The sequence below is a fragment of the Streptosporangium vulgare genome (genome assembly GCF_042428775.1).
GTDB lineage: Bacteria > Actinomycetota > Actinomycetes > Streptosporangiales > Streptosporangiaceae > Streptosporangium > Streptosporangium vulgare.
Genome location: NZ_JBHMBS010000020.1, coordinates 1 through 26269 on the forward strand (window position 1 = coordinate 1; position 26269 = coordinate 26269).

Consider the following 26269-nt stretch of genomic DNA (forward strand, 5'->3'; position numbering starts at 1 on the left):
CCCGCCAGCCGCGAGCCGTCCCTCAGCAACTGGGCCGGATGGTTGCAGACCTGCTTCAGCTTCGTCATGGTCGCCAGCACGTTGCCACGCCGCTCGATGCCCGTGGAGGCGTCGATCTTTCCCAGCATCTCGCCGGTCACGGCCCTGTACAGCTCCGCCTGCTCCGGGGTGAGCGTGCACCAGACCTTCATCTCCTGCTTCTCCGGCAGGTCGGAGATGATCGAACGGTCGGTCTTGAGCCGCCGCAGCACAAATGGGCCGGTGGCCCGCTTCAACGCCGCGGTGGCGTCGGGGTCGCGCCGCGTCTCGATCGGCTCCTGGTAGCGGGTCCTGAAGCGTCTGGCCGGGCCGAGCAGGCCGGGGTTGCAGAACTCCATGATCGACCAGAGCTCCGCCAGGTGGTTCTCCACCGGCGTGCCCGTCAGCGCCAGCCGGGTGCGGGCGGGAATGGACCGCACCGCCCTGGACTGCTGCGCCGAGCTGTTCTTGATCGCCTGCGCCTCGTCGCAGACCACCCGCTCCCACCCGAGCCCCGCGAGCGCCCCCAGGTCACGCAGCGCGGTGCCGTACGTGGTGACGACCAGGTCGGCCTCCCGCACGGCGGCGGCCAGCTCCTCGTCGCGCCTGCGCGTGCCGCCGTGGTGGACGTGGACGCGGAGCGACGGGGCGAATCTGGACGCCTCCTTCTGCCAGTTGCCGATGAGCGACATCGGGCAGACCAGCAGCGTCGGGGCGGGCGTGCCGGTCTCGCGCTCGGACAGCAGGAGCGAGAGGGTCGAGACGGTCTTCCCGAGGCCCATGTCGTCGGCGAGGATGCCCCCCAGGCCGAGCCCGGACAGGAAACTCAGCCATGACAGGCCGCGCTCCTGGTAGGGGCGGAGGGATCCGCGCAGCGCCCGGGGTGTGGCGACCGGGGTGAGACGGCGGTCGGCCTCGCCGGACAGCAGGTCGCCCAGCAGGCCGTCCGCGTCGACCGCGATCAGCGGCAGCCTCTCGTCACCGCCCTCCACGACCTCGCGGATCACCTCGCCGACGGTCCTCTCGCCGACGCCGCGCTGCTCGATCATCTTCAGGGCGGCCTTGACCTGCTGGTCGTCCAGCTCGACCCACCGGCCCTTGACCCGTACCAGGGGGATGCGGAGCCCGGCCAGCTCGGCCAGCTCCTCCGCGCCGATCGTGTGGTCGCCGACGGCGACGTCCAGCCGGACGCTCACCCGCCCGCCGAGGCCGACCCCCTCGTCGTTGCCGTCGTCGCCGGTGAGGGTGCGGGTGGTCAGCTTCAGGCCCAGCCCCTGACGTCCGGCCCAGGCCGGCAGCCGTACGCCGTACCCCGCCGCCCTGAGCATGGGCGCGCCGTTGCGGAGGAACGAGAACGCCCACGCCGTCTCGACCGTCAGCGCGACCGGCTCGGGGGCGCGCAGCGCGACGTAGAGGTCGGGATGGAGGCGTACGGCCCGGCCGAGGTCGGCGCGGATCAGCTCTCCGGGCCGCTCGGGCAGCCACGGCGCCCGCTCGCCGGCCCGGATCCGCTCGGCCGACAGATACCGGACGGGCTCGCGGTCCTCACGCCCCCGGCCGGTCCCGCCCCCCTCGCCGTTCCCGCCGCCTTCGTGTTCCTGGTCTCTTGGGAGTTCTCCGCCGCTTTCGCGGTCCCGGTCTTCCGGGCGCTTCCCGCTGCCCGCCCGTTCCCGGTCTCCGGGGTGGCCTCCGCCGCCTTCGCGTCTCAGGTCTTTCGCGTGCTCTTCGCCGCTGTCGTGTCCCCCCGCGGGGACGGTGTCGAGGTCGTCCGCCGGGGCGAGGCCGAACTCGACCCTCCAGGAGTCGCCGTCGCCGGCGGGTTCGATCAGCCGGAAGCAGACCCTGACCGGCCCGCCCAGCTCGTGTGCCGAGTCGAACCAGCCGGTCAGGGCCTCGCCGAGTGCCATGGCCTCGTCCTGTCTCGCGCCGGGGAGCGAGGCGTCCTCGCCGGTCAGGGCGTACAGCCAGCGGTCGGGCAGGGCGGTCTTGGGGCCGGGGCGGTTGCCGAGGATCAGGCGGCCGGGCAGCGACAGCCGCGCCGCGCCGTCGACCAGGCCGTCCAGGGCCTCTCCCAGCACCTCTGCCGCCGGTCTCTCGCGGGCCACCGCCCGGCACACCGGCGGCATCGCGGCGGCGAGGCCGGGCAGCGCGGCGAGGTCGGCGCCGGTCAGCACCGGGCGCCAGCGGGCCGCGTGGACGCCGCCCTCCAGGACGAGCTGGGGCAGGATGCGGCCACGCCGGACCAGGCCGCGAGCGTGCTCGGCGACCACGGCGAGGTAACGCAGCGAGAGGGCGGGCTCCCACGCGAGGTCCTCGGCGTCGTCGGCGTCTTCTGTGTCCTTGGCGTCTTCCGTGCCCTTGGGGTTCTCGGTGCCGCTCGCGCTCCCGGTGGTGAGACCGGCGGGGACGGGGCCGAGGTCCGCCGGCGAGCCGAGCAGGCGGAGCGCGCCGGCCGGCTGGAGCAGCAGGGCGGGGACCCGCCAGGCGGAGATCCTCGGATTCCGGGCCCGGCTCGCCAGGCCGGACTCGGGAGAGGGCAGCGGGCCCGAGGCCGAACCGGGGAGCAGGACGACCAGCTCGCCCCCGACGGCCGTGGTGTTAGGCAGGGGCGCGACGGTTCCGGCGCTCGTGACGCCTGGGGTTCGCGCGGCGGAGGGGGTGCCCGTGGCGGCAGGGATGCCCGTGGCGGCCCCCTGAGGGGTCGCCACGGACCTGCGGCCCCCGCCCGCACCCCGAGGGAGGGGTCCGCCTAAAACTTCGCTTAGCGGCCCATTTGGGGCTTCTTTTGATAAATCCCCCAAAACGCCACCGAGGGCGGCGGCCAGCGCGGTCGTGGACGCCGCGAAGGGGTGCGGGCGCAGGGCTGCGCGGGAAACAGTGGTGGGGGTCTGCGCGGTGTCCTCCGCCCAGACCCCCACGAGCCCGTCAACCCACACGCCATGGACCACGAGCACGTGACCACTCCTAGCTCTCCGTCATCCGGCGGGCGTCACCCCCGAGCCCGGCCTGCCGACAGACTAGACGTGGCTGCGGAATGCGCGGATCGCCAGCGGGGCGAAGACCACCGCGAATCCCGCGGCCCAGAGCAGCGAGAAGAAGGTGGCCTGGCCGACCTCGCCGCCGATGAGAAGGCCCCGGATGGCGTCCGCCAGATGCGTGACCGGGTTGATGTCCGACCAGGTCTTCAGCCAGGACGGGAAGGTGGCCGAGGGCACCAGCGCGCTGCTGGTGAAGGTGAGCGGCATCATCGTGGAGAAGGTGATCATCTGCACCTTCTCGGGGCTGGAGGCCTTCAGGCCGATCAGCACCGACATCCAGGACATGGCCAGGGCGACCACGACCAGCAGGGCCAGCGCGCCCAGCAGGCCGAAGACGCTGGTCGTCACCCGGAAGCCCAGCACCATGCCGAAACCGATCAGCAGGGCGAACGCCCACACCTGCTTGGCGGTGTCGGCGATGATGCGCCCCGACAGGGGCGCGGTGCGGGCGATGGGCAGGCTGCGCAGCCGGTCGAAGACGCCCTTGGTGATGTCGGTGTTGAGGCCGATGGCGGTGGACAGCGTGTAGAACAGGGCGTTCTGCACGAGCAGGCCGGGCAGGGCGAACTGCAGGTAGTCGCCGGTGGACCCGGAGATGGCGCCGCCGAAGACGTAGGTGAACAGCAGCAGGAACATGATGGGCTGGATGCTCAGATCCAGCAGCTCCCACGGGTTGTGCTTGATCTGGACCAGACTGCGCCAGGCCAGGGTCATGGTCTGCTGCAGGGTGGCCAGGGGGGTGACGCGCTTGGCGGCCACCTGCGGGATGGTCGTCGTCAGCGTGGTCATGCGAAGGCCTCTTCTTTCCGGGGGGTGCCCTCGTCGCCGGGGGCGTCCTCGACGTCGGGCAGCCGGCCGGTGAGGGACAGGAACACCTCGTCCAGGCTGGACTTGCGCAGCGCGAGCTCCGAGGCGACGACGCCCTGGTCGTCGAGGAGGCGCACGATCGCGGGGACGACGGCGGGGTCGTGGACGGAGGCGGTCGCCCTGCCCCCGTTGAGGTCGGGCGTCTCGCCCAGCACGTCGGCCATGATCTTGCCGACCAGGTCGAGGTGCTCGGCCTCCAGGGGGCGCACCTCCAGGACCTGGGCACCGGTGGTCGCCTTGAGCTGGTCGGAGGTGCCGGAGGCGATGACCTTCCCGTGGTCGAAGACGACGATGTCGTCGGCGAGCTGGTCGGCCTCCTCCAGATACTGGGTGGTGAGCAGCACCGTGACGCCTTCGGCCATCAGGCCGCGCACCACGCTCCACAGCTCGGTGCGGCTGCGCGGGTCGAGCCCGGTGGTGGGCTCGTCGAGGAAGAGCACCTGGGGACGGCCGACCAGGCTGGCGGCCAGGTCGAGACGGCGGCGCATGCCGCCGGAGTAGGTCTTGGTGGCACGCCCACCGGCGTCGGAAAGGTCGAAACGCCTCAGCAACTCGCTCGCGCGTGCCCGGGAGTCGGCACGTGTCATGCCCAGCAGGCGGCCGATCATCATCAGGTTCTCGACGCCGGTGAGCATCTCGTCGACGGCGGCGTACTGGCCCGTCAGGCCGATCAGCGAGCGCACCTGGTGTGCCTGGCGCGTCACGTCGTAGCCGCCGACGCTGGCGGTGCCCGCGTCGGGACGCAGCAGGGTCGCCAGGATCCGCACCGCGGTGGTCTTTCCCGCCCCGTTGGGGCCCAGCACGCCCAGCAGCCGCCCCTGCGGAACGACGAGATCCACCCCGTCCAGCGCACGGGTCTCCCCGTAACGTTTCACCAGACCCTCGGCCTGGATCGCATAGGTCATCATTCGCGCCTCTCGATAATCATCGGATCTCCAGCATGCACTGTGGCGCCGACATTTTTCGCGCCTCAGCTGGGGCGGAGGCGAGGGAACACCGGCCGATCGACGGCGCACGGCCGGGGGCCGTCCGGCGTACCGGGGCACCCGCCTCCAGGCCCGCCGCGCCACCCTCCCGGGCCCGCCGCGCCACCCCTCCGGGCCCGCAGCGCCCTCCGGGCCCGCCGTGCCAGCCCCGGTGCGCCACTTCTCCGCCGCGCGGCCTTCCCCCCGCCGCGCCGCCCCCGGGCGCGCCGCTTCGCCGGTGCCCGGTCCCCTGGTGTGCCGCTTTCCCGGTTACCGGTGGTGTTTTTACGTGACGAGGCCGGAACGCCCACCCGGACAAGAGCGTTTAGGCTGACAGCGTGAGCGACCGAGCCGATGAGCACCGCGCCGCTGAGCACAGCGCCGCCCCCGGGGAGGCCAGGGTGGCCGGTCTGCCGGGTGGGCGCCGCGCCGGCGTCTCCCTGCGCGCCCCCGCCAACCCGGTCTCCCGTAAGGCCATCGCGTTGTGGCTGCTGGAGGGGCTGTTCTGGTCCCTTCTCCTGGCCGGGGGCTCCTTCTTCCTGGCCAGGTGGATCGACGGGGACCGGTGGTCCTGGCTGCCCGGGTGGGCGCTCGACAACATCTGGTGGCTGCCGTGGCTGATGGTGCTGCTCCTGATCCCCGGCACGCTCGTCGAGCCGTTCTGGCGGTACGCCGTGCACCGGTGGGAGTTCAGCGGGGACGTCGTCTACGCCCGTTCCGGGTGGCTCAGCAGGGAATGGGTGTTCGTCCCCGTCAGCAGGATCCAGACGGTCGACAAGGCGCAGGGCTGGTTCGAGCGAATGCTGGGCCTGGCCACGGTCGAGATCCGCACCGCCTCCCACGCGGGCTCGTCCACCATCAAGGGTCTTGAGTACGAGGTCGCCGCCAAGCTGGCCGAGGGCCTCGCCCGCCGCGCGGAAGAGCTCAGGGACGACGCGACGTGACCGAATCCTCCCCCGATCCCGGCCGCCCACCTGTCGGCCGTCCATCCGCCGGGCACGCGCCTGACGGGCACCCGCCGGCCGGATCCGACCCTCGGACCGACCCACGGGCAGATCCTCGGGCCGACCCGCAGGCCGGGCCGGACGGCCCCGCGGCGGGCGCACAGGCCGCCACCGACGGCGGCGCGCAGGGTTCCCCCGGCGGCGTGCCGGACCACCCGCCCGTCCAGGGCAGTGGGCCCGGGTCCCCGCACCCGCCCGGCGGTGACGGGCCGGGGTTCCCGCCCACGGCTGCCGGTGGTGACGGGCCTGGATTCCCGCGTACGCCCGAGGGGCACGCGGCCGGCACGGGGGGAGCCGTACCGGGAGGGGGGCCGCCCGCCGTGGAGGGGACGGGAGGCGTGCCGGCGGAGAGGACGCCGACGGAGAGGCCCCTGCGGCTCAGCCCGAAGGTGCTGCTGACCGACCCGATCCGGATGCTGCCCTCGCTCCTCCTGCCGCTGGCCGGGGTCCTGTTCCTCGGTGGTTTCTCCATCGGATCGTTCGGGTGGGCGGCGATGGCCGTCGTCGGCTCCGTCGTGTTCGCGGCCGTGCGCTGGGTCACCTTCACCTACCAGATCGTCGGCGACCGGATGGAGCTCACCCGGTCGCTGATCAGCAGGTCGGTGCGGACGATCCCGCTGGAGCGGATCCGCGGCGTCGACGTCAGCGCCCCGCCGCTGCACCGCCTGCTCGGCATCGCCGTCCTGCGGATCGACACCGGCGCGGGCGGAGACGAGAAGCAGGAGGGCGAGCTCGACGGGGTCACCGTCGCGGAGGGGGAGCGGCTCAAGGCCGTGCTGCTCTGGCACGCCCGCGCCCGGACGGCGAGACGTGTCCAGGCGCGCGGGGCGGCTCCGGCGGCCACCTCCGTCTCCGGTCCCCCGTCCGGCGAACCCGGCTCCGGCACGCCCGACGTGCCCGACGGATCCTCCGTCCGCCACGAGGTGGGCGACACGACCCCCGCGCGGGTGTTCTTCGTGATGCCGAGGAAGTGGCTCGCGTACGGCCCCCTCTCCGGCGCCTACCTGCTGACCCCGTTCGCGCTGGTGGCCGGTGCCGTGGGCCTGGCGTTCCAGTGGGGCAGCGAGTTCAGGATCGACAGGCAGGTCGTGGTGGGCGCGGGGGAGTGGATCTGGCAACACCCGCCCCTGCTCGTCGCGGCACTGGTGCTGCTGGTCCTCGCCATGCCGGTGATCGCTGTGATCATGTACGCGGTGTTCAACTGGGACTTCACCCTCCGCGCCAGCGAGGGATACCTGATCGCCGGGCGCGGTCTGATCACGCGCAGGAGCGTCTCGCTGGAGCGGCGCAGGGTGCGGGGGTTCGAGTTCGTCGAGGGACCGGCCGAGCGCCGGGCGGGGCTCGGCCGCGCGTGGGCGATCGTGACCGGTCTCGGCGACTCGGAGACCCGGGGTCAGCTGATGCCCGTCGCGCCGAGGGACGTCGTGCTCGGCGTGGTGGGCGAGGCGATCGGCCCGATCGCCACCGGGCTGCGGCCGCACCCGCCGGCGGCGCGCAGGCGCAGGCTGTTCCGGGCGATCTTCCCCTGGCTGGTGATCGCCGCCCTCACGGTGGCGGCGGCCCTGCTGTGGTCCGGGCTCTGGTGGGTGCTCGCGGTGCCCGCCCTGCTCCTCGCGCTGCTGGGCGTGCCGCTCGGCCTCGACCGGTACCGGTCCCTCGGCCACACGTACGACGGGAGCCGCCTGTCGGTCAGGTCGGGGTCGCTGCGGCGCTCCCAGGCGGTGGTGGAGCGGCGGGCCGTGGTCGGCTGGACCCTGAGCCAGACCTGGTTCCAGCGCCGCGCCGGTCTGCTGACCGTGACGGCGGGCGTGGGGGCGGGCACCGGCGGCTACGCGGCCCTCGACGTCGGCGAGGTCGAGGGCCCCGCCTTCGCCGCCGAGGTCACCCCCGCCTGGCTCGCCCCGTTCCTCATCACGGACACCCCCGGCGCCCCGGGCACCGTTCCCGCTCCGAACGACTCCCCCCCTCCGGAGGACGCCCCCGCCGCTCCGGACGCCCCCGGAAACGGCTGACATACGGCGAGGCGGGGGTGACCGGTGTCCCGGTCACCCCCGCCTGGCGCGGTGCGGTCAGTCCTGGCGGCGAGCGCCGAACATGATCTCGTCCCAGGTGGGCACGGACGCGCGCCGTCCCCGGGACTTCTTGGCAGGCCGCGCCGGAGCCGGTGCCGGCTTCGGCGGCTCCGCGGGCTTCTCCGCCGCGGGCTTGTCGACCTTGGTCTCCTGCATGGCCCCCGTGTCCCCCTGTGTCTCTTGCCTGCCCGGCTCGGCCTTGGCCCGCTCGTCCACGCTGACGCGCGCCGCCGGTACAGCTATCGAACCCTCCTGGGCCGATCCGGTCTCCGGCGCGGTTTCGGAGGCGGGGGTCTCCTTCACCGCGACGGTCTTCTCCGCTTCCGCGGAAGCCTGCTCGACGGCCTTCCCGGCGGCGGGGGACCGCCGGTCGGCGGGCTCGGACGGGACGGTGGCCGGAGCGGCCCCGGCCGCCTCCGGGGCGGCCGGGGCGGGGGACGGCGAGGGCTTCGCGACCTCGGCGACCTCCTGAGCCTTCACGACCTCCGGCGCCTTCGCCGCCGCGGGCTCGTCCGCGGTCTCCGGCCCGGTGACCGCCCCGGAGGGAACGGCCGGCCCGTGCTCGGGGGACGGCTCCCGGGAGAGGTCCTGCTCCGGCGCGGTGGCGGATTCCTGCGCGGCGGGCGCCGGTTCGGGCGCGCTCACCGCGGGCGGCTCGGCCGCCGTCGCGGCGGGCCGCGGAGCGGAGACGGGCTGCGGCGTGACGGATGCCCGGGGCTCCGGCTCCGGTGCGGTGAGCGGCTCGTACGTGGCCGCCGTGACCGGTTCGTACGCGGCCGGCTCGTACGTGACGGGCTCGTGCGCGGCCGGAGTGACCGGCTCGTACGGGGGCGGGTACGGGGCGAGGGGCTCGGGCAGCACGGGCTCGGGAGGGCTGACCCGCGCGGCGGGATCGGAACCCTGGGCCGCGGGGGCGGCGGGCTCCGGGCCCCTTTCCTGCTGGTGCCCGGCCGGGTCGGGAGCGCGTAGCGGCGGCACCGACACCCGCGGCGCCTCGTATCCGGCGGGGAGCGGTGGCATGGGCGGCTGCTGGTAGGCGGCCGGGGCCGCCGGGGACACCGAGGGCGCGGGGGGCGCCGGGGTCGTGGCGGTCTCGGCCTGCGCGTAGGCGGGCCGGGGCTGGGCCGGGGTCTCGTGCCGCAGGACCGAGGGGAAGGCCACCGGCGGCTGGTTCAGCGGCTCGGGCGCCAGCGGCGGCACCGGCGCGAGCTTGGCCACGCGCGGCACGAACGGCGTGACCGTGGTGTCCTCGAACGGCTCGACGTCCTCGCCGCTGGACAGCCGCAGGGCCTCGTCGTCGTGGGGCGTGATGTGGCGCCGGCGCGGGTCGAAGAGCCACTCGGCGTTGCGCGTGTGACCGTTCCACACGAACCCGAGCTTGATGCGCCACATGTTGTCGTCCCGCTTGGCGGAGTCCCACTCGATCTCGTCGGCGGGGACGCCGCGGCGGGTCAGCCGTTCGGCGACCAGGTCGCCGAGGGTGGGACCGGGAGCGGAGTCGCCGGGCAGGCGTACGGCGCAGCGCTGCGCCTGCTGTGCCATGTACTCACGTTCCTGGAGCACGGGGCCCTCGAACCATCGCACGCGCTCGACCGGGATGCCCGCCGTGTTGGCGATCTCCTCCGCGGTCTCGCCGGCACGGATCCGGGCCTGGATCTCCTTGGGGCGCAACGGACTCTCCACTTCGATCTCGTACTGGCCGAGACGGGAGAAGTTGCCGCGGACGGCAGCACGGAGCCGGTCGTCGACGGGCAGCGTGAACCGGGTACCCCGGCCGGCTGTCGCCAGCACGAGATAGGTCCCGTCCTCACTCACCGCGACGAGTCGGAGCTCCTGCATGCGAGTCCCTTCGTCGTCGTGCTCAATCTTCCCCCGGACCCTTGAGTCTCTCGCGTGTGCCGGTTGCCTGCCAGCACCGTACCCGGCATGTCCGAACATCGCCTTCCTGGATGGGGCTCGCAGCGATGTGACGCCGGTCACATTTGCTCCATTCATCTAATTACAGGGCACCGGGCTGGAGCAGCAACTTCGGGGTCCTCAAGGGATTCTCACGGATAACTCCGGGAACCGCTGCGGACTTCCACCAAGAACCGGGAGATGGCGGTGAGGCCGGTCCGCCGGCCCGGGGAGGGTATGCCGCGATCGCGGCGTTGTGCGGAGGCCGGTCGTCGCGTTCCGTGACGACGGGACGCGGCGGCGGCTGACATGGACGGCGGGAGAAGGTCATCTCCAGCGGACTCCCTCGGGGTCGAGCGGCGCGGGCGTCTGCGAATCTGCCCCCGTACGCGCCCGGGGAACGACGGGACACGCGGACGCGTCACTCTTCGAGCGAGCCTTTGCGCCATCCTTTACCGAAAGCTGGCGAGAAGCGGCCGATTCGGGGGAACGGGGCACGGCCCGAGGGGCGCGGCCGAGGAGGCAGGGGGTGCCGTCCCTCGGCCCAGGACGGTCAGCCCAGGACGGTGTCGAGGTGGTCGTTGGCGAAGACACGTCCCGGGTCGAGAGCATCCCGTACCGCAAGGAAGTCAGCGAAACGGGGGTAGACCGTCGCGAGGTAGGCCGCGTCGCGGGTGTGCAGCTTGCCCCAGTGCGGACGGCCGCCGAGCCTCGTCATGATCTCCTCGACGCCCTCGAAGTAGGCCGGGTTCGGGGTCGGCCGGTAGACGTGGCAGGCGATGTAGGCCGAGTCCCTGCCGTAGGCGGTGGACAGCCAGGCGTCCGAGGCCGGGGTGACCCGCACCTCGACCGGGAAGCTGATCTTCCAGTCCCGCCGGTCCAGCAGGTCGCGGACCTCGCGGAGGGCCTGGCCGAGGTGCTCGCGCGCGACGGCGTACTCCATCTCCAGGAAGCGCACCTCCCGCACGCTCGTGAAGACCTTGTGCGAGGCGTCGGTGTGGGCCGAGGCCGACAGGGCCGCGGCCGAGAGCGCGTTGAGCCGGGGGATGGCGGCCGGGTAGCGGCCGCCGACGCCGCACAGCGCGCCGAACAGGGTGTTCTCCATGAAGTGGTTGTCGAGCCAGTGTTTGAACGCGCTCGGCGGCCTGGCCGGTCCGGGGTCGCGGTTGTTGCGCTTGGTCAGGCAGGTGTCGGTGTGCGGCAGCCAGAAGAAGTCGAGGTGCTCGTTGCCGGTGACGAGCGTGTCGAGGGAGTCGAGGATCGCGGTCAGCGTCATCGGCTCCCGCGCGCTGCGCAGCAGGAAGGCGGGCTCCACCCGGAAGGTCACCGCGGTCACCACGCCGAGCGCGCCCAGGCTCACCCTGGCGGCGTCGAACAGGTCCCGCTCGGCCACCCCGCGGATCTTCCCGTCGCCGTCGCCGCGGACCGTGACGATCTCGCCGTCGGCGAGGACCATCTCCAGCGCCAGCACCTGGTCGGCCATCCCGCCGACGTCCCTGCCGGTGCCGTGGGTGCCGGTCTGGATGGCCCCGGCCACGGTCTGGGCGTCGATGTCGCCCATGTTGGCGAGGGCGAGGCCCCTGCGGTGCAGCTCCCGGTTGAGCGCGCCGACGGTCGTCCCGGCCTCGGCCGTCACCCAGCCGTCCCCGGCCTCGCGGATCCCGGTCAGCGCGCCGGGCCGCAGCAGGAGGCCGTCGGTGAGCGCCACCGGGGTGAACGAGTGGCCGGTGCCGGTCATACGCACCCGGCGGCCCGCCGCGGCGGCGTCCCGTACGGCCCGCGAGACCTCCTCGGCGGAGGAGGGCGCGCGGACCTCCGCGGGGGAGGCGGACTGGTTGCCGGCCCAGTTGCGGAAGATCTCGCCCATGGTCACTCCTGCCCCGCGGGCGGCGCCCGGCCGTGCGGGGGCGCCGACGCCCGCCACGGGGGAGTCCCGCCCACGGTCAGGTGGGCCACCGCCGGTTCACGCTCGCGTGTTTCGCCAGTGAATGTGAACGATACTCACGATTGCTGCCGGGCGACAGGGGTTCGCAGCCAGGCGGAGCCGCCGACGCCGATCGCCACGGCCAGCAGGGCGCAGGCGAAGGAGAACCCGTAGGCGTTGGAGGCGCCGAACATGTCGGTGAGCCTGCCCCCCGCCCACGCGCCGATCGCCACGCCGAACCCGACCGAGGTCGAGATCCACGCCATGCCCTCGGTGAGCAGGCCCGCCGGGACCAGCCGCTCGGTCAGGCTGTAGCCGGTGATGATGGTCGGGGAGATGGCCAGCCCGGCCAGGAAGAGCGCGCCCGCCATGAGCCTGAGGTCGCCGATGAGCGTGATCGGGGTCAGGCCCGCCGCGAACGCCGCGAGCGAGCGGACGAACCTGCTGCTCAGCGGGATGCTCCACCGCCGCGAGCCGTACCAGAGGCCGGAGACCAGGCTCCCGCCGGCGAACGAGGCGAGCAGCAGCCCGGCCATGGGCTTGGCGCCCCGCTCGTCGGCGAACGCGACCGTGATCAGGTCGACCGAGCCGAACACCGCCCCCATCGCGAGGAACGCGCACGACATCAGCGCGACGCCGGGAATGGTGATCGGGGTGCCCGCCCCCGCCTGCCTGGGGCGGACGGGCGGCTCGGTGCCGCGCTGCAGCGCGAAGGCGACGGTGCCCACGACCGTGCAGGTCAGAGCGACGATCAGGCCCGCGTACGGGTTGATCATGGTGGCCAGGGCGGTGACCAGCGCCGGGCCCGCGACGAAGATGACCTCGTCGGCGACCGACTCGAAGGAGAACGCCGTGTGCAGCCTCCCCGACCCGGCCAGCAGGTGCGACCAGCGGGCGCGCACGAGCGAGCCGAGCGAGAGCGCGGTCGCTCCGACCGCGACGCCGGTGGCGAAGAGCGTCCAGAGGGGGGCGCCGTGGCGGGCGCAGAGCATCAGGCCGGTCAGCGTGGCGCCGTGCGTCAACGTGAGGGGGACGACTACTCTGGCCTGGCCGAACCTGTCGACCAGGCGCCCGGACAGCGGGGCCGCGACGGCCAAGGAGACGCTGACGGTGGCCGCGACCGCGCCCGCCGTCGCGTAGGAGCCGGTGAGCGCCTCGATGAGCAGAATGATGCCGATGCCGAGCATCGACATGGGCATCCGCCCCAGGAATCCCGCGACGACGAAACCCTTGACGCCGGGCGTGCTGAAGAGCCCCCGGTACGGGCCGACCACCGATCATCTCCCTGCTGCTCCGCGCGCGTGGAACAGGCCGACGATTTCGCACAGAACCACAGATCGGCAAGTGATTTTCCGGGCAACGGCTCACGACACGGTCCGTTGGAGCTAACGTGAGCGCGGTGTCACGTCTTTCCGGGTTGCGGTTGTTCGTCCCAGTCGCAGTGGTCATCACCGCCCTCCTCGCCCTCGGCGGCGTCGCGCTCGCGATGATCAACGCCGGTCGCCCCGCCGTTCCCGTGGCCTCCGCGGCCTCCGGCGAGAGCGCCGTCGTGGAGTCCCGCGTCCGGGACCTGGCGGCGATCGCGCCGGTGGCGAGCCCTCCCGCGGTCCCGGTGGGCACGGCGAACCCGGACCCGGACCCGGACCCGGCCTCGAACCCGGGCCCGGACCCGAGCTCGGAGGCTCGACCCGGAGACGACCCCGCCGCGCGGAACCCGGACCCGCAGAGCTCGGCCCCGCGGAATCCGGGCCCGGGGGATTCCGCCTCCCAGGGGCCGACCCTCGGGCCGGGAACCGGGGAGAGCCCCGTCCCCGAGCCGGGGGCGACGGGCGCCTCCGGGCTCACCCCCACCCCGCCCCGGCTGCTGGTCATCTCCCCTTCGACGCTGACCGAGCAGACCAAGCAGGACATCTCCCGGCTCAAGTACGTCCAGAAGATCGACTCGTTCGACGGCGGCGCGGTCAAGGTGTCCGGGGTCGGGCTCAACCTCATCGCGGTCGATCCGGCCCGCTTCCGCGCGTGGGCCCCCAGGGCCGTCGCCGAACAGCAGGGGATCTGGAACGCCCTCACCAGGGGCGAGTTCGTCGCCGACAGCGCGGCGGCGCGGCGTCTCGGACTGGTCCTCGGCTCGGAGTACCAGGTGGACGGCGGCCCCCGGCTGCGGGCCGCGGCCTCGGCCGGGTTCGGCCTGCCCGGCGTGGACGGCATCGTGGGGGAGGAGACCGGCCGCAGGCTGGGTTTGCTGCCGGGCGTGACGCTGCTCGTGCACAGCTCGGAGAAGGCCGCCGGCGTCCTCAGGACACGGGTGGGCAGGCTGCTGGGCCCGGGGTCCCAGGTGGTCGCCGTCGGCGGTTCCCGTACGGCGAAACCCACCCTGAGGCCCACCACGGGCGGGACGGCCGGGAAGACGGGCATCGGCCGGGTGCGGCAGGCCACGGTCGGCAGGCCCGCCAGCTACCTGGAGCTCTACCGCAAGGCGGCCGGAGTCTGCCCGGGGCTCTCCTGGACGGTCCTGGCCGCGATCGGCCAGGTGGAGAGCTCGCACGGGCGCAACAACGGCCCCTCCTCGGCGGGCGCGCAGGGACCGATGCAGTTCATGCCCGCCACCTGGAAGGCCTACGGCGTGGACGGCGACGGCGACGGCGTCGCCGACATCTGGAACCCCTACGACGCGGTTCCCGGCGCGGCCAACTACCTGTGCGCCAACGGCGCGGGCCGGGGCGGCAAGAAGCTGGAGAAGGCCATCTGGTTCTACAACCACTCCTGGTCGTACGTCGCCAAGGTCATGGGCATCTCCCGCGGCTACGCCGCCGCCTACCCCTGAGGCACCCGCGCCCGCCCGGGACACCCGCGTCGGCTCCTGGGGCACCCGTGCCCGCCCGAAAACTCCGTGGCGGCTTCCGAGCCCCGCGGCCGGCCGCGCTCATGGCCGCCGACGACCGCCGCGCTCATGACCGCCTGAGGCCCCGTGATCGCCGATGGCCCGTGACCGTAGGCGGTCTCGCGGTCACCCCCGGCGGCGCGGCGGGGCCGGGCAGCAGGTGGCCGCGCACCCGGTGGGCTCGGGCTCGGCGAGCAGCTCACCGACCATCGAGACGAACCGCGGGTGGGTGCCGGCCGTGGTCGCCCTGACCAGCGGCAGACCGATCTTCTTCGCCGTCTCCGCGGCCTCCACGTCGAGGTCGTAGACGACCTCCATGTGGTCGGAGACGAAGCCGATCGGCACCAGCACCACCGCCGGGGCGTCGACCTCCAGCAGGTGGTCGCAGACGTCGGGCTCCAGCCACGGGATGTGCGGGGCGCCGCTCCGGCTCTGCCAGACCAGGTCCCACGCCCCCTCGCCCTCGCCGTCACCGCGCACCTCGGCGGTGACCAGCGCCGCCGCCCGGCGCAGCTGCGCCTCGTACGCCCCGCCGCCGGGCCCGGCCGTCGCGGCCATCGAGGTCGGGATGCTGTGCGCGGTGAAGACCAGCCGCGCGGAGTCCCTGAGCCCGGCGGGCAGCCGGTCCAGGGCCTCGCGGGTGTGGTCGGCCATCGCCGCGACGAACCCGGGGTGGTCGAAGTAGTGCCGGAGCTTGACGACCTCCGGGGCACCCTCGACCGCGGCCCTGGCGAGCGCGATGTCGTCGAGGTACTGGCGGCAGGCCGAGTACGAGCTGTAGGCGGAGGTGACGAAGGCCGCGGCCCTGCGCACGCCGTCCGACGCCATCCGGCGGAGCGTGTCCTCCAGGTAGGGGTGCCAGTTGCGGTTGCCCCAGTAGACCGGGAGGTCGATGGTCGGCTCCACGGCGGCGATCAGGTCACGGCACTGCTGGTTGATCGGGCTGGCCCCGCCGAAGCGCTGGTAGTGAGCCTCGACCTCCAGCAGCCGCTCGCGCGGGATGCCCCTGCCCCGGATCACGTTCTCCAGGAACGGCATCACGTCGTCGGGCTTCTCCGGCCCGCCGAACGAGACGACGAGAAGCGCGTCGTAATTCCCCATGTCATTCATCAAACCGCATGCCGGGGTCTCCTCTCGCATCCTCACGTTCAGCGCTTCGTTATCAACAAGGTTTGTGGATGCATGTTCGGATGCATGTTCGGAGACGATCGCCGGGGTAAGTTCGAAACCGTGACCCCATTTAACGACATCCGCGATTATGTCGGCGTGCCGCGGGTGGCATCCCTGCGGCTATCCCCCGATGGAGCGCGCCTGGTCAGCGTGGTGCAGGCGCTTAATCCCGACGGAAGATCCTACGGGACCTCCCTTTGGGAGATCCCTCTCGACGGCCGCAGGCCGTACCGGCTGACCAGATCCGTCAAGGGCGAGGCCGGGGCCGAGTTCACGCGAGACGGCGACCTGCTCTTCGGCTCGCGCCGTCCCGACCCGACCGTCAAGGAGGCGGACGAGGAGGTTCCCGCGCTCTGGCTGCTGCCCGCGGCGGGAGGCGAGGCCCGGCAGATCGCCTCCAGGCCGGGGGGCATCGCCGGGTTCGTGATCGGCGGGGAGACCGTGGTCTTCTGCTCCGACGTGCTCCCCGGCGACGAGGCGGACGAGGCCGAGCGGCGCAAGACACGCAAGGACGCGGGGATCAGCGCGATCCTGCACGAGAGCTACCCGGTGCGTTACTGGGATCACGACCTCGGTCCCGGGGAGCCCCGGCTGTTCGCGGGCACCCTGGGCGACGGCGAGCGGCTCACCGAGGTCAGGGACCTCACCCCGCAGCCGGGCAAGGCGCTGTCCAGCCACAGCGCGTGCGACGTGACACCCGACGGCTCCACGGTCGTGACGACCTGGGCCGTGTCGATGCCGCGGGGCGAGCTCCGCTTCGAGCTGGCCGCCATCGACACGGCCGACGGCGGCGCCCGGCGGGTCCTGGCCGCCGCCGACGACCACGACTTCGACGGGCCGGTCAGGATCTCCCCCGACGGGCGCCTGGTCGCGTGCGTCAGGAACAACCACGCCGACATCGACCGGATCCCCGAGAGCACCCTGTGGATCGTCGACCTGGCCACCGGAGAGGGTCATCCGGCGGGCGGCGCGCTCTGGCCGTCCGACATCGTCTGGGCGCCCGACTCCCGCTCGCTGTTCGTGGCCGCCGACGACCACGGCCGCCGCCCGATCTTCAAGGTCCCGGCCGACGGGTCAGCGCCGGAGCGGCTCACCTCCGACGCCGCCGCCTACTCCTCGCTCAACATCGCGCCCGACGGTGCCGTCTACGCGCTGCGCAGCGCCGTGGACGCGCCCGCGGCCCCGGTCAGGGTGGCCCCGGACGGCACGGTCGGGAGGCTGGCCTCCCCCGCGCCCGAGCTGGAGCTGCCCGGCACGCTCACCGAGGTCACCGTGACCGCCGACGACGGCACGGAGATCAGGGCCTGGCTGGCGCTGCCGGAGGGCGCCTCGGCGGAGAACCCCGCCCCGCTCCTGCTGTGGATCCACGGCGGCCCGCTGTCCAGCTGGAACGACTGGTCCTGGCGCTGGAACCCGTGGATCATGGCCCAGCGCGGTTACGCCGTGCTGCTGCCGGATCCGTGCCTGTCCACCGGTTACGGGCCGGACATGATCCGGCGCGGCTGGGCCGACTGGGGCCCGCGCACCCACGCCGACCTGATGGCGATCACCGACGCCGCCCTGGAGCTGCCCCAGGTCGACCCGGCCAGGACCGCCGCGATGGGCGGCTCGTTCGGCGGCTACATGGCCAACTGGGTCGCCGGGCACACCGGCAGGTTCCGGGCGATCGTCACCCACGCCTCGCTCTGGAACCTCGACCAGTTCGCCGGCACCACCGACGCGTCCATGTACTGGCAGCGCGAGTTCGGCTCCCCGGGGACCGGCCTGTACGCGAAGCTCTCCCCGCACCTGTCGCTGGAGAACATCTCCACCCCGATGCTGGTCGTCCACGGCGACAAGGACTACCGGGTGCCCATCGGGGAGGCGCTGCGCCTGTGGTGGGACCTGCAGCGCTCGGAGGTGGAGTCGAAGTTCCTGTACTTCCCCGACGAGAACCACTGGGTGCTCAAGCCGGGCAACGCGGTCGTCTGGTACGAGACCGTTCTGGCCTTCCTCGACCAGCACGTCCTCGGGCGCGAGTGGAAGCGCCCGGAGTCGCTGTCGTGATCCCGGCGCGGCGGACGGGGGCGCCGCGCGGCGGGGGCGGTGACGGAGGACCCGGGTCGGCGGGACGGGAGGGGAATACCGTACCGTCCGGCTGGGCATGGGGGGTCGGCGGGTGCCGCTGCGGACCCGTTGGAACGAGCGAGGAGTGGATCGTGGACAGCGCCGTGACCTTCGGCCGGCTTGCGGAGGAGATCGCCAGGGAGGCCGGCGAGATGCTGCTGGCCAAGCGGCCGGCCCGCCCCGAGGTGCTGGCCACCAAGTCCAGCCCCACCGACGTGGTGACCGCCCTCGACCGGGCCTCGGAGGAGCTCATCCGCGACCGGATCAAGGCGGTCAGGCCCGACGACGCGATCCTCGGTGAGGAGGGCGGTCCCACCGGTGAGGGCAGGGTCCGCTGGGTCGTCGACCCGATCGACGGGACGGTCAACTTCCTGTACGGGGTGCCCGAGTGGGCGGTCAGCATCGCGGTCGAGATGGACGGCGAGGTGATCGCCGGAGTGGTCAACGTCGTGCCGCGCGGTGAGGTGTTCACCGCCGTCAGGGGCGGGGGCGCGTGGCTGGCGGGGGAGCGGCTGAGCTGCAACACCGGCGTGCCGCTGGAACGGGCGCTGATCGCCACCGGGTTCGGCTACGAGAGCGGGCGGCGCGAGGTGCAGGCGGAGGTGCTCCGCCACGTGCTGCCTCGGGTGCGTGACATCCGCAGGGGCGGCTCGGCCGCCTCCGACCTGTGCTCGGTGGCGGCGGGGCGGGTGGACGGCTACTACGAGCGCGGCCCCCAGTACTGGGACTACGGGGCCGGCGGCCTCATCGCCGCCGAGGCCGGGGCCAGGGTCGGCGGGCTGGAGGGCAGGCCGGCCAATCCCGGCCTCACCCTGTGCGCGGCACCCGGCCTGTTCGAGGAGCTGCACGACCTGCTGCTCCCGCTCGACCCGGAACGCGACGCCTGACCCCGGGAGGATCGTCGGGCGGTCCCTGCTCCCCTCCCCTCCCCGGTCTCCAGGGGTCCGGGGGCCCGGGGGCCCGGGGGCCCGGGGGCCCGGGGTGCCTCACTCCGGGCGCGGGGGCTCCGGCTCCCGGCGGAGCGGGCGAGGGCACGGAGACAGCCCCGGCCCCCGGCCGAGGGGGTGACGGGGCGAGGGCGTGAAAAAGCCCCCCGGCGGGTGGCCGGGGGGCTCCTTCCCATCAGCGCTGGATGGGGACACCGTTGTCTGTGGCTAGACGGTGGAGATCCTCGATCTCGGCGGTGAAGGTGTCGGCGAGGTAGTCGTCGCCGGAGGTCCTGGCCTCCTGCAGATTCCTGTATGCCTGGTCGAGGCGGTGTTCGATTGTGGTGGTGAACTCGCCCATCTCACCTTCTTTCTCACGGGCTCATGGGGACGGAAGGTAGCGCGATAGAGACTGGAACCGGCTGTACCCAGGGTGAACCGCGAGCTAAACCTGTGTGTTCCCGACATCACACGGAGTGCCCGCTCTCGTGAAGTGGCCTTACCGTGTGCTTACAGGTGGTGAGGCGAGAATGGGGAGCCGTCCCAGCGGTTGCTCGGGGAATGTTGACGGGAGGTGCCATAAGCCGTGCGAGTGCTTGTGGTTGAGGATGAGCGGGTGCTCGCCGACGCGATCGCGACCGGGCTCCGGCGCGAGGCGATGGCCGTGGACGTGGCCTACGACGGCGCGGGGGCGCTGGAGCGGACGGGATACATCGACTACGACGTCATCGTCCTGGACAGGGACCTGCCCAAGGTCCACGGCGACGAGGTCTGCCGCCGCCTGGTGGCCTCCCGCACCGCGTCCAGGATCCTCATGCTGACCGCCTCCGGCGACGTCGACGACAAGGTGGAGGGGCTGGGGCTCGGGGCCGACGACTACCTGGCCAAGCCCTTCGTGTTCGTCGAGCTCGTCGCGCGGGTGCGGGCGCTGGGCCGCCGGTCGGCCCCGGCGCTGCCGCCGGTGCTGGAGCGGTCGGGGGTCCGCCTGGATCCGGGCAAGCGGCTGGTGACCAGGGACGGCGCTGAGATCGCGCTCACCAAGAAGGAGTTCGCGGTCCTGGAGGAGCTGATGCGCGCCGAGGGCGCGGTCGTCAGCCAGGAGGACCTGCTGGACAAGGCGTGGGACGAGAACATCGACCCGTTCACCAACGTGGTGCGCGTCACCATGATGACGCTGAGAAAGAAGCTGGGCGAGCCTCAGGTGATCGAGACGGTGCCCGGGGTCGGGTACAAGTTGTGAGCGCTCCGGCAGGCGGGGGAGAGGAACGCCCGACGTTCGTCCCGGTGGGCGAGGACCGCGAGTCGGTGCCGACCCACCCGATGATCAGCCCTCACTCCGAGCGGGGCGCGTGGAAGAGCGAGCGGCTGGAGTCCGGGCCCGCCGAGAGGGAGGGGAGACCGGCCGAGCGGCCCCCGCCGCCGACCGGGCCGCCCGCGTGGGACGGGCCGCCCCCGGCGGGCGCCGCCCCGGCCCCGCGGAGCCCGCTGGACCGGCTGCGGGCGATCCTGGACCGGCTCAGCATCAGGTGGCGGCTCACCCTCACCTACGCCGCGCTGTTCTTCATCGCCGGTGCCCTGCTGATGGCCGTGATCTACCTGATGGTGGGCTGGGCCCTTTACTCGGCGTGGCCGGACTTCCCGTACAACGAGATGAAGGAGCTGTTCGGGCCGGATGTGGCGGCCAACGTCAAGCAGGAGTGGTACTGGCAGCAGCACGCCGCGATCTCCGGGGCGCAGAAGGAGCTGCTGGCCCGCTCGCTGCTCGCCCTGCTGGGGGTCGGCATCCTGGCCGTCATCATCGGCTACATCGTCGCCGACCGGGCGCTCAAGCCGATCCAGCAGATGACCGCCACGGCCCGCAAGCTGTCGGGCTCCACGCTCGCCCACGAGCGGATCGACCTCAAGGGGCCCGACGACGAGCTGAAGGAGCTGGCCGACACCTTCGACGCGATGCTCACCAGGCTCAATGTGGCGTTCGACACACAACGAAGATTCGTGGCCAACGCCTCGCACGAGTTGCGCACCCCCCTGACGATCAACCGGACGGTCCTGGAGATCGCCCTGGGCGATCCGGAGGCGTCGGGCGACCTGAAGGCGCTGGGCCGCACCCTCCTGGAGGTCAACGCCCGCAACGAGCGCCTGATCGAGGGCCTGCTGCTGCTGGCCCGCAGCGAGCGCGAGCTGAGCGTGCGCAAGCCGGTGGACATGAAGGACGTGGCCGAGACGGTCGTCGACCAGCTCGCCGCGCGGGCCGAGGAGGCCGGTGTCACCGTGGTCACCGAGCTGCGAAGCGCCGAGACCGTCGGCGATCCGGTGCTGCTGGAGCGCTGCGTGGCCAATCTGGTGGAGAACGCTATAAAGCACAATCTCTCCGATTCCGGCCGTCTGTGGGTGAGGGCGGGAATGGTGGAGGGTGCCTTGGTTGTTCAGGTGGCCAACACGGGGCCGCATGTGCCCGCGTACGAGGTGAACAGCCTTTTCGAGCCGTTCCGGCGGCTCAACGCCGACCGGGTCGACTCGGACAAGGGCGCGGGGCTCGGGCTGTCCATCGTCCGCGCGGTCGTGCGCGCCCACGGGGGCAACGTGACCGCCGTACCCAGGGACGGAGGCGGTCTGGTGGTCACGGTGCGACTTCGGTCACGTTGATCCGGCGGGGGGCGTCTCGTTCACGCCGTACATGTGGTTGGATGTGCCGTCGAACACGGTGGTGCATGCCGCCGATGCTGTGGTTTACGCCATATTTGGCTAACCGTGGCCATTGGCAGTACGTCCCTCACGTGTAGGGAGGTTCAGTGACCATTCCGGCGGGGTACCGAAGCAGGAATCTCTCTGGCGGATCGGGCACAAGTCGTGCCTCTCGAACGTTACACACGCGCGAGTGAGCGCAGACAGATAGATGAGGGGGATGGAGCACACCGATGGCTACCGATTACGACAGCCCACGCAAGACCGACGACGACCTCAGCGAGGACAGTCTTCAGGAACTGCAGGCCCGCCGTACCGACAAGTCCTCGGGCAGCATCGACATCGACGAGACGGATCTCGCCGAATCGCTCGAACTGCCGGGCGCGGACCTGTCAAATGAGGAGCTCTCGCTCCGGGTGATTCCTCGTCAGGCCGACGAGTTCACCTGTGCGCGCTGCTTCCTGGTGCACCACCGCAGTCAACTCGCCGTTGAGAAGAACGGCCAGCAGATCTGCCGGGAATGCGCGGCTTGAGATGATTCCGATGGCCTGTCCGAGGTGTGCCCTTCCAGGTATGGGTAGGGCCTCAGGACAGCCTTGAGGAGGTTCCGAGACATGACGTCAGAGAACAGGCAGACCGGTGCCGCGCCGGACGACTCCACGGCCGGGGAGTCGGACGGCGCGCCTGATCACAAAGTGGCCGCGGACGGTGATCCCGATCACAAGGTGGCCGCGGGCGGCGGGTCTGATCACGAAGCGGCCACGGGCGGCGGGTCCGATCGGAAAGTGCCCGTGGACGGCGGTCCCGATCACGAGGCGGCCGAGGACGCGCGGGCCGAGCGGGAAGTGGCCGAACTCGTCGGCAGGCTCGCCGAGCCGGGCGACATGGACGGGGCCGAGCGGCGGAAGCTGCTCGGCCGTCTCACGAAATCACTGGCCCGGGGGGCGCGGAGGGCCAAGGCGTCCGGTGAGGGCCGGGGCCGCTGGCTGACCGACGTTTTCATGGCCGTGGCGCCCCGCATCCCCATCCGCGACCTGCAGACCCTTTCCGAGCATTATCGCGGGCTCACCTCCGAGGCGCTCGCCGACGATCTGGTGCGCACCGCGACCAAGGCGACCATGGCGGTCGGGGCCATCGGCGGGGCCGTCGCCGCCGCCGAGTTCGCCGCCCCACCCCTCCTGCTCTCCGCCCCCGCCCAGCTCGTGGCCGAGACCCTCGTCGTCGCCGCGATCGAGGTGAAGCTCATCGCCGAGCTCCACGAGGTGTACGGGATCCAGGTGCCGGGCACCGGCTCCCAGCGGGCGATGGCCTTCGCGATGGCCTGGTCCAAGCAGCGCGGTGTCGACCCCATGGCCCCCGGGACGATGACCGTCGCCCTGGGAACCGCGGCCAAGACCGCCCTGCGCAACAGGCTGATGCGCACCCTCGGGCGGCACCTCACCACCTTCGGCCCGTTCCTCACGGGCGCCGTGGCCGGAGGGTTCCTCAACCGCGCCGCCACGAAGAAGCTCGGCGAGGTCGTACGGGCCGATCTGAGGGTTCACCGTGCCCTCCCACCTGGCAAGTCATAGAAACCTCTCAAACGGGTAGTTAATTCAGTAAGCCCCCGACTACCTGGAGGAATCTGTGCTGGGCCGCAGCGCATTTGTGATCGTCGCCAACCGTCTCCCCGTCGACCGAGTCGGTGAGGACATGTGGCGGCGTAGCCCCGGCGGCCTCGTCACCGCGATCGCCCCCGTCCTGCAGCGCAGGGAGGGGGCCTGGGTCGGCTGGCATGGCGCACCCGACGAGATCCTCGAACCCTTCGAACACGACGGCATGCAGCTCGTCCCCGTCCCGCTCTCCGAATCCGAGGTCGAGCTCTACTACGAGGGCTTCTCCAACGCCACGCTCTGGCCGCTCTACCACGACGTGGTCGCCACCCCCGCCTACTCACGGGTCACCTGGGAGGCCTATCGCACCGTCAACGAGCGCTTCGCCGAGGCCGCGGCCGAGGAGGCCGCGGAGAACGCCGTCGTGTGGATCCAGGACTACCAGCTCCAGCTGGTCCCGGCCATGCTGCGCAAGCTCCGCCCCGACCTGCGCATCGGCTTCTTCCTGCACATCCCCTTCCCGCCGGTCGAGCTGTTCTCCCAGCTGCCGTGGCGGCGCGAGATCGTCGAGGGCCTGCTCGGCGCGGACATGGTGGGGTTCCAGCGCCCCGGCGGCGCGTCCAACTTCATCCGGCTCTGTCGCCGCCTGCTCGGCCTCCAGCACCACAAGCACGAGATCCACGTGGAGGACCGGGTGGTGCGCGCCGGGGCCTTCCCCATCTCCGTCGACTTCGGCGAGCTCGACTCCCTGGTCAGGGAGCCGCACATCATCTCCAGGGCCAGGGAGATCCGCGCGGAGCTGGGCGACCCCGAGTGCCTGCTGCTCGGCGTCGACCGGCTCGACTACACCAAGGGCATCGGCCAGCGCCTGAAGGCGTTCGGCGAGCTGCTCTCCGAGGGGGCGGTCAAGCCGGGCGAGGCGGCGTTCGTGCAGATCGCCACGCCCAGCAGGGAGCGCGTCGAGGAGTACATGCGGCTGCGCGACTCGATCGAGCTCCAGGTCGGCCGGATCAACGGCGAGCAGGGGGAGCTGGGGCAGCAGCCCGTGCAGTACATGCACCAGTCGTACGGCCGGGACGAGCTCGCCGCGCTCTATCTCGCGGCGGACGTGATGGTGGTGACGCCGCTGCGCGACGGGATGAACCTGGTCGCCAAGGAGTACATCGCCTGCCGCAACGACCTGCGCGGCGCGCTGGTGCTCAGCGAGTTCGCCGGGGCGGCCGACGAGCTGCGCCAGGCGTTCATGGTCAATCCCTACGACGTCGACGGCCTCAAACGGGCGATGCTGACCGCGATGCGGGCCACCCCGCACGACCTGTCACGCCGGATGCGGTCGCTGCGCCGCAGGGTGTCCACCTACGACGTGGACCGCTGGGCGAAGGAGTTCCTCACCTCGCTGGAGTCCTCTGGGTCCTCGGGGGCCCAGGGTTCCCCGGAATCCCAGGGCTCCCTGGAGTCCCCGGACTCACCGGAGTCCCCGGAGTCCTCAGGGGCCTCCTGACGTCGGCGTTCCCGGTGCCGCCCGCGACGGGCGGCACCGGGAACATCGTTTCTCGCCCCACCCGTGCGACGGGGATCGCAGTCCGGACGTGACGCGCGGGGGTTCCGGCGGCGACGATGATTCACATGGCCGAGCGCGGGCCAGCGGATTACCGTCGATCTAGAGCCGGTCGGGGTACCCCGGCGGGGCTCACCGGAAGGGTGACGCGAATGGACATCGCGGAGATCGGAGCCGAGTTACACGGGTACGCGGAGGACATACGCCGGGCGACCGGGACGCCCGGCGGGGTGATCGAGATATCGGACGGTTCCGAGACGGCCGAGGTGGCGTGCGGGTGGGGCGACCTCGCGCGGCGGGAACCGATGACCGCGGGCCTCGCGTTTCCCGGCGGGAGCCTGAGCAAGATCTACATCTCTCTCGCGGTCGCGCTCCTGGTGGAGCGCGGGACGCTCGACGTCAACGCGCCGCTGACGAAGTACATCGAGGTGGCGAACCCCCTCGGGGGTGATCCGCTGACCGTCGCGCACCTGCTGACCCACCGCGCCGGGCTGGCGCTGGACACCTACGACGCCGTCATCGGCACCTCGCAGGACGAGGCGATGGCGCTCGTCGAGGAGCTGTACGGCCCGGAGTACGGGCAGGTGCGGCAGCGGTGGGTCGCTCCGGCCGGCGAGGCGTTCGCGTACTCCAGCCTCGGCCTGGCGCTCGTCGCCGCCGTGATCGAGCAGCTGGCCGGTGTGCCGTTCGCGACGTTCGTCGCCGACGAGATCGCCGCTCCGGCCCGGCTCGTCGCCACGTCGTGGCCCGGTGGTCCCGGCTGGGGCCGCGGTGAGCGCATGACGGGATACATGGGGTTCGGCGACCACGCGGTGCCGACGCCGGTCATCGGCTCGCGGTGCGCCTCCAGCACGGGCGTCGTGACGACGGTCGGGGACCAGAACCGCCTGATGACGCACCTCCTGGGAGGAGAGGGCGCGCTCCTGCGCCCGGAGACCCTGCGGTGGCTGACGACGCCGCAGGTGGAGTACACGTTCATGGGCCGTCCCGTCGGGATGCACCTGGGGGCCGGGATCCAGCTCCGCGACGTGGGCAAGCGGGAGTTCGCGGTGGGCCACAACGCGGCGTACCCGTTCGGCTGGTGGTCGGTCTCGTGGACCTACCCCGAGCTCGGGCTGGTCGTGACCGCCGCGGGCAACCGGTGGGACATGCGGCAGTACATGGAGATCGAGCCGACCTGGGCGTGGCAGGTCGCGCGGGAGGCGGCCCGGCTGCGGGCCGGGGGCGCGCCACGGCATCCGGGCGGGCGCTCGCGATCCTACGTCGCCGGGATGGTGACCGGCGGGCGGCTGCACGGGCTGCTCGGCGTCGGGCAGGGGATCGGCGAGAACGAGCTCACCGAGATGATCGCGGGGACCCGGCGGGTCGGGCGCGGCGAGCCGTGGACCGGCGAGGACTTCGCCGACGGGCTGCGGATGATGGAGTCGGCGCACACACCGGACGAGATCCGGGCGCGGGTCGCCGCCGAGGGCGGGCTGGCGTCGGCCGTCGACCTCACCGCCCTCGCGTGGGGCGAGCGGCGCGGCGGGTCCATGATGGTGATCAGGGACTACGCCTAGCCGGGCCC

Annotated in this window: 19 protein-coding genes; 11 read left to right on the forward strand and 8 right to left on the reverse strand. The window is 72.4% G+C overall.

The features are described 5' to 3' along the window. From ACFFRH_RS31520 to ACFFRH_RS31530, 3 genes are all read right to left on the reverse strand, one after another. Positions 1-2726, reverse strand: a 2726-nt coding sequence (locus ACFFRH_RS31520) for a DEAD/DEAH box helicase (protein ID WP_386161163.1), incomplete at its 3' end; no start/stop codon positions are given. A gap of 309 nt (positions 2727-3035) precedes the next feature. Then, positions 3036-3845, reverse strand: a complete 810-nt coding sequence (locus tag ACFFRH_RS31525) for an ABC transporter permease (RefSeq protein WP_344744571.1) — start codon at positions 3843-3845, stop codon at positions 3036-3038. Then, positions 3842-4828, reverse strand: a complete 987-nt coding sequence (locus ACFFRH_RS31530) for an ATP-binding cassette domain-containing protein (RefSeq protein WP_344744572.1) — start codon at positions 4826-4828, stop codon at positions 3842-3844. The genes ACFFRH_RS31525 and ACFFRH_RS31530 overlap by 4 nt, the downstream gene beginning before the upstream one ends. 398 nt (positions 4829-5226) lie before the next feature. Here ACFFRH_RS31530 and ACFFRH_RS31535 point away from each other — a divergent pair, with 398 nt between their 5' ends. Next, entirely contained in the window at positions 5227-5832 is a 606-nt protein-coding gene (locus tag ACFFRH_RS31535) for a PH domain-containing protein (protein ID WP_344744573.1), read from the forward strand. Between the two features lie 398 nt (positions 5833-6230). Then, positions 6231-7904, forward strand: coding sequence for a PH domain-containing protein (locus tag ACFFRH_RS31540; protein WP_344744574.1), 1674 nt, complete (start codon positions 6231-6233; stop codon positions 7902-7904). A 57-nt stretch (positions 7905-7961) separates the two neighbouring features. Here the strand turns inward: ACFFRH_RS31540 and sepH are convergent, their stop codons facing one another. The 3 genes from sepH to ACFFRH_RS31555 form a co-directional block, all read right to left on the reverse strand. Beyond that, positions 7962-9803, reverse strand: coding sequence for a septation protein SepH (gene sepH, locus ACFFRH_RS31545; RefSeq protein WP_344744575.1), 1842 nt, complete (start codon positions 9801-9803; stop codon positions 7962-7964). 610 nt (positions 9804-10413) lie between these two features. Beyond that, the gene (locus ACFFRH_RS31550) at positions 10414-11727 is read right to left on the reverse strand and encodes a D-arabinono-1,4-lactone oxidase (protein WP_344744576.1); all 1314 of its coding nucleotides are present in this window, start codon (positions 11725-11727) and stop codon (positions 10414-10416) included. A gap of 134 nt (positions 11728-11861) precedes the next feature. Then, entirely contained in the window at positions 11862-13058 is a 1197-nt protein-coding gene (locus ACFFRH_RS31555; protein WP_386161164.1) for an MFS transporter, read from the reverse strand. A 125-nt stretch (positions 13059-13183) separates the two neighbouring features. Between ACFFRH_RS31555 and ACFFRH_RS31560 the strand changes: the two genes are divergently transcribed. After that, entirely contained in the window at positions 13184-14608 is a 1425-nt protein-coding gene (locus ACFFRH_RS31560; protein ID WP_386161165.1) for a lytic transglycosylase domain-containing protein, read from the forward strand. Positions 14609-14791: 183 nt separating this feature from the next. Here ACFFRH_RS31560 and ACFFRH_RS31565 read toward each other — a convergent pair whose 3' ends face one another. After that, complete coding sequence (locus ACFFRH_RS31565) at positions 14792-15766, reverse strand: ferrochelatase (RefSeq protein WP_386161166.1); 975 nt, start codon at positions 15764-15766, stop codon at positions 14792-14794. A gap of 93 nt (positions 15767-15859) precedes the next feature. Here ACFFRH_RS31565 and ACFFRH_RS31570 point away from each other — a divergent pair, with 93 nt between their 5' ends. Both ACFFRH_RS31570 and ACFFRH_RS31575 read left to right on the forward strand, forming a co-directional pair. Continuing rightward, positions 15860-17881 (forward strand): S9 family peptidase, encoded by a 2022-nt coding sequence (locus tag ACFFRH_RS31570; protein ID WP_344744617.1) that lies wholly within the window; start codon positions 15860-15862, stop codon positions 17879-17881. A 152-nt stretch (positions 17882-18033) separates the two neighbouring features. Next, positions 18034-18828 carry an inositol monophosphatase family protein gene (locus ACFFRH_RS31575; RefSeq protein ID WP_344744581.1) on the forward strand — a complete coding sequence of 265 codons (795 nt, stop codon included), beginning with the start codon at positions 18034-18036 and terminating at the stop codon, positions 18826-18828. A gap of 235 nt (positions 18829-19063) precedes the next feature. Here the strand turns inward: ACFFRH_RS31575 and ACFFRH_RS31580 are convergent, their stop codons facing one another. Continuing rightward, positions 19064-19228 (reverse strand): hypothetical protein, encoded by a 165-nt coding sequence (locus ACFFRH_RS31580; protein WP_344744582.1) that lies wholly within the window; start codon positions 19226-19228, stop codon positions 19064-19066. A gap of 225 nt (positions 19229-19453) precedes the next feature. Here ACFFRH_RS31580 and ACFFRH_RS31585 point away from each other — a divergent pair, with 225 nt between their 5' ends. The 6 genes from ACFFRH_RS31585 to ACFFRH_RS31610 all read left to right on the forward strand — a co-directional run bounded on the left by ACFFRH_RS31585 (position 19454) and on the right by ACFFRH_RS31610 (position 26261). Next, positions 19454-20107, forward strand: coding sequence for a response regulator transcription factor (locus tag ACFFRH_RS31585; protein WP_344744584.1), 654 nt, complete (start codon positions 19454-19456; stop codon positions 20105-20107). A gap of 80 nt (positions 20108-20187) precedes the next feature. Then, the gene (locus tag ACFFRH_RS31590) at positions 20188-21513 is read left to right on the forward strand and encodes a sensor histidine kinase (RefSeq protein WP_386161191.1); all 1326 of its coding nucleotides are present in this window, start codon (positions 20188-20190) and stop codon (positions 21511-21513) included. Positions 21514-21785: 272 nt separating this feature from the next. After that, positions 21786-22085 (forward strand): DUF4193 domain-containing protein, encoded by a 300-nt coding sequence (locus ACFFRH_RS31595; RefSeq protein WP_030914836.1) that lies wholly within the window; start codon positions 21786-21788, stop codon positions 22083-22085. Positions 22086-22166: 81 nt separating this feature from the next. After that, positions 22167-23123 (forward strand): hypothetical protein, encoded by a 957-nt coding sequence (locus ACFFRH_RS31600; protein ID WP_344744587.1) that lies wholly within the window; start codon positions 22167-22169, stop codon positions 23121-23123. Positions 23124-23178: 55 nt separating this feature from the next. Continuing rightward, positions 23179-24645 carry an alpha,alpha-trehalose-phosphate synthase (UDP-forming) gene (locus ACFFRH_RS31605; RefSeq protein ID WP_344744588.1) on the forward strand — a complete coding sequence of 489 codons (1467 nt, stop codon included), beginning with the start codon at positions 23179-23181 and terminating at the stop codon, positions 24643-24645. Positions 24646-24854: 209 nt separating this feature from the next. Then, on the forward strand, positions 24855-26261 hold the full coding sequence (locus tag ACFFRH_RS31610; RefSeq protein WP_344744589.1) for a serine hydrolase domain-containing protein: 1407 nt from the start codon (positions 24855-24857) through the stop codon (positions 26259-26261). Positions 26262-26269: the final 8 nt, after the last annotated feature.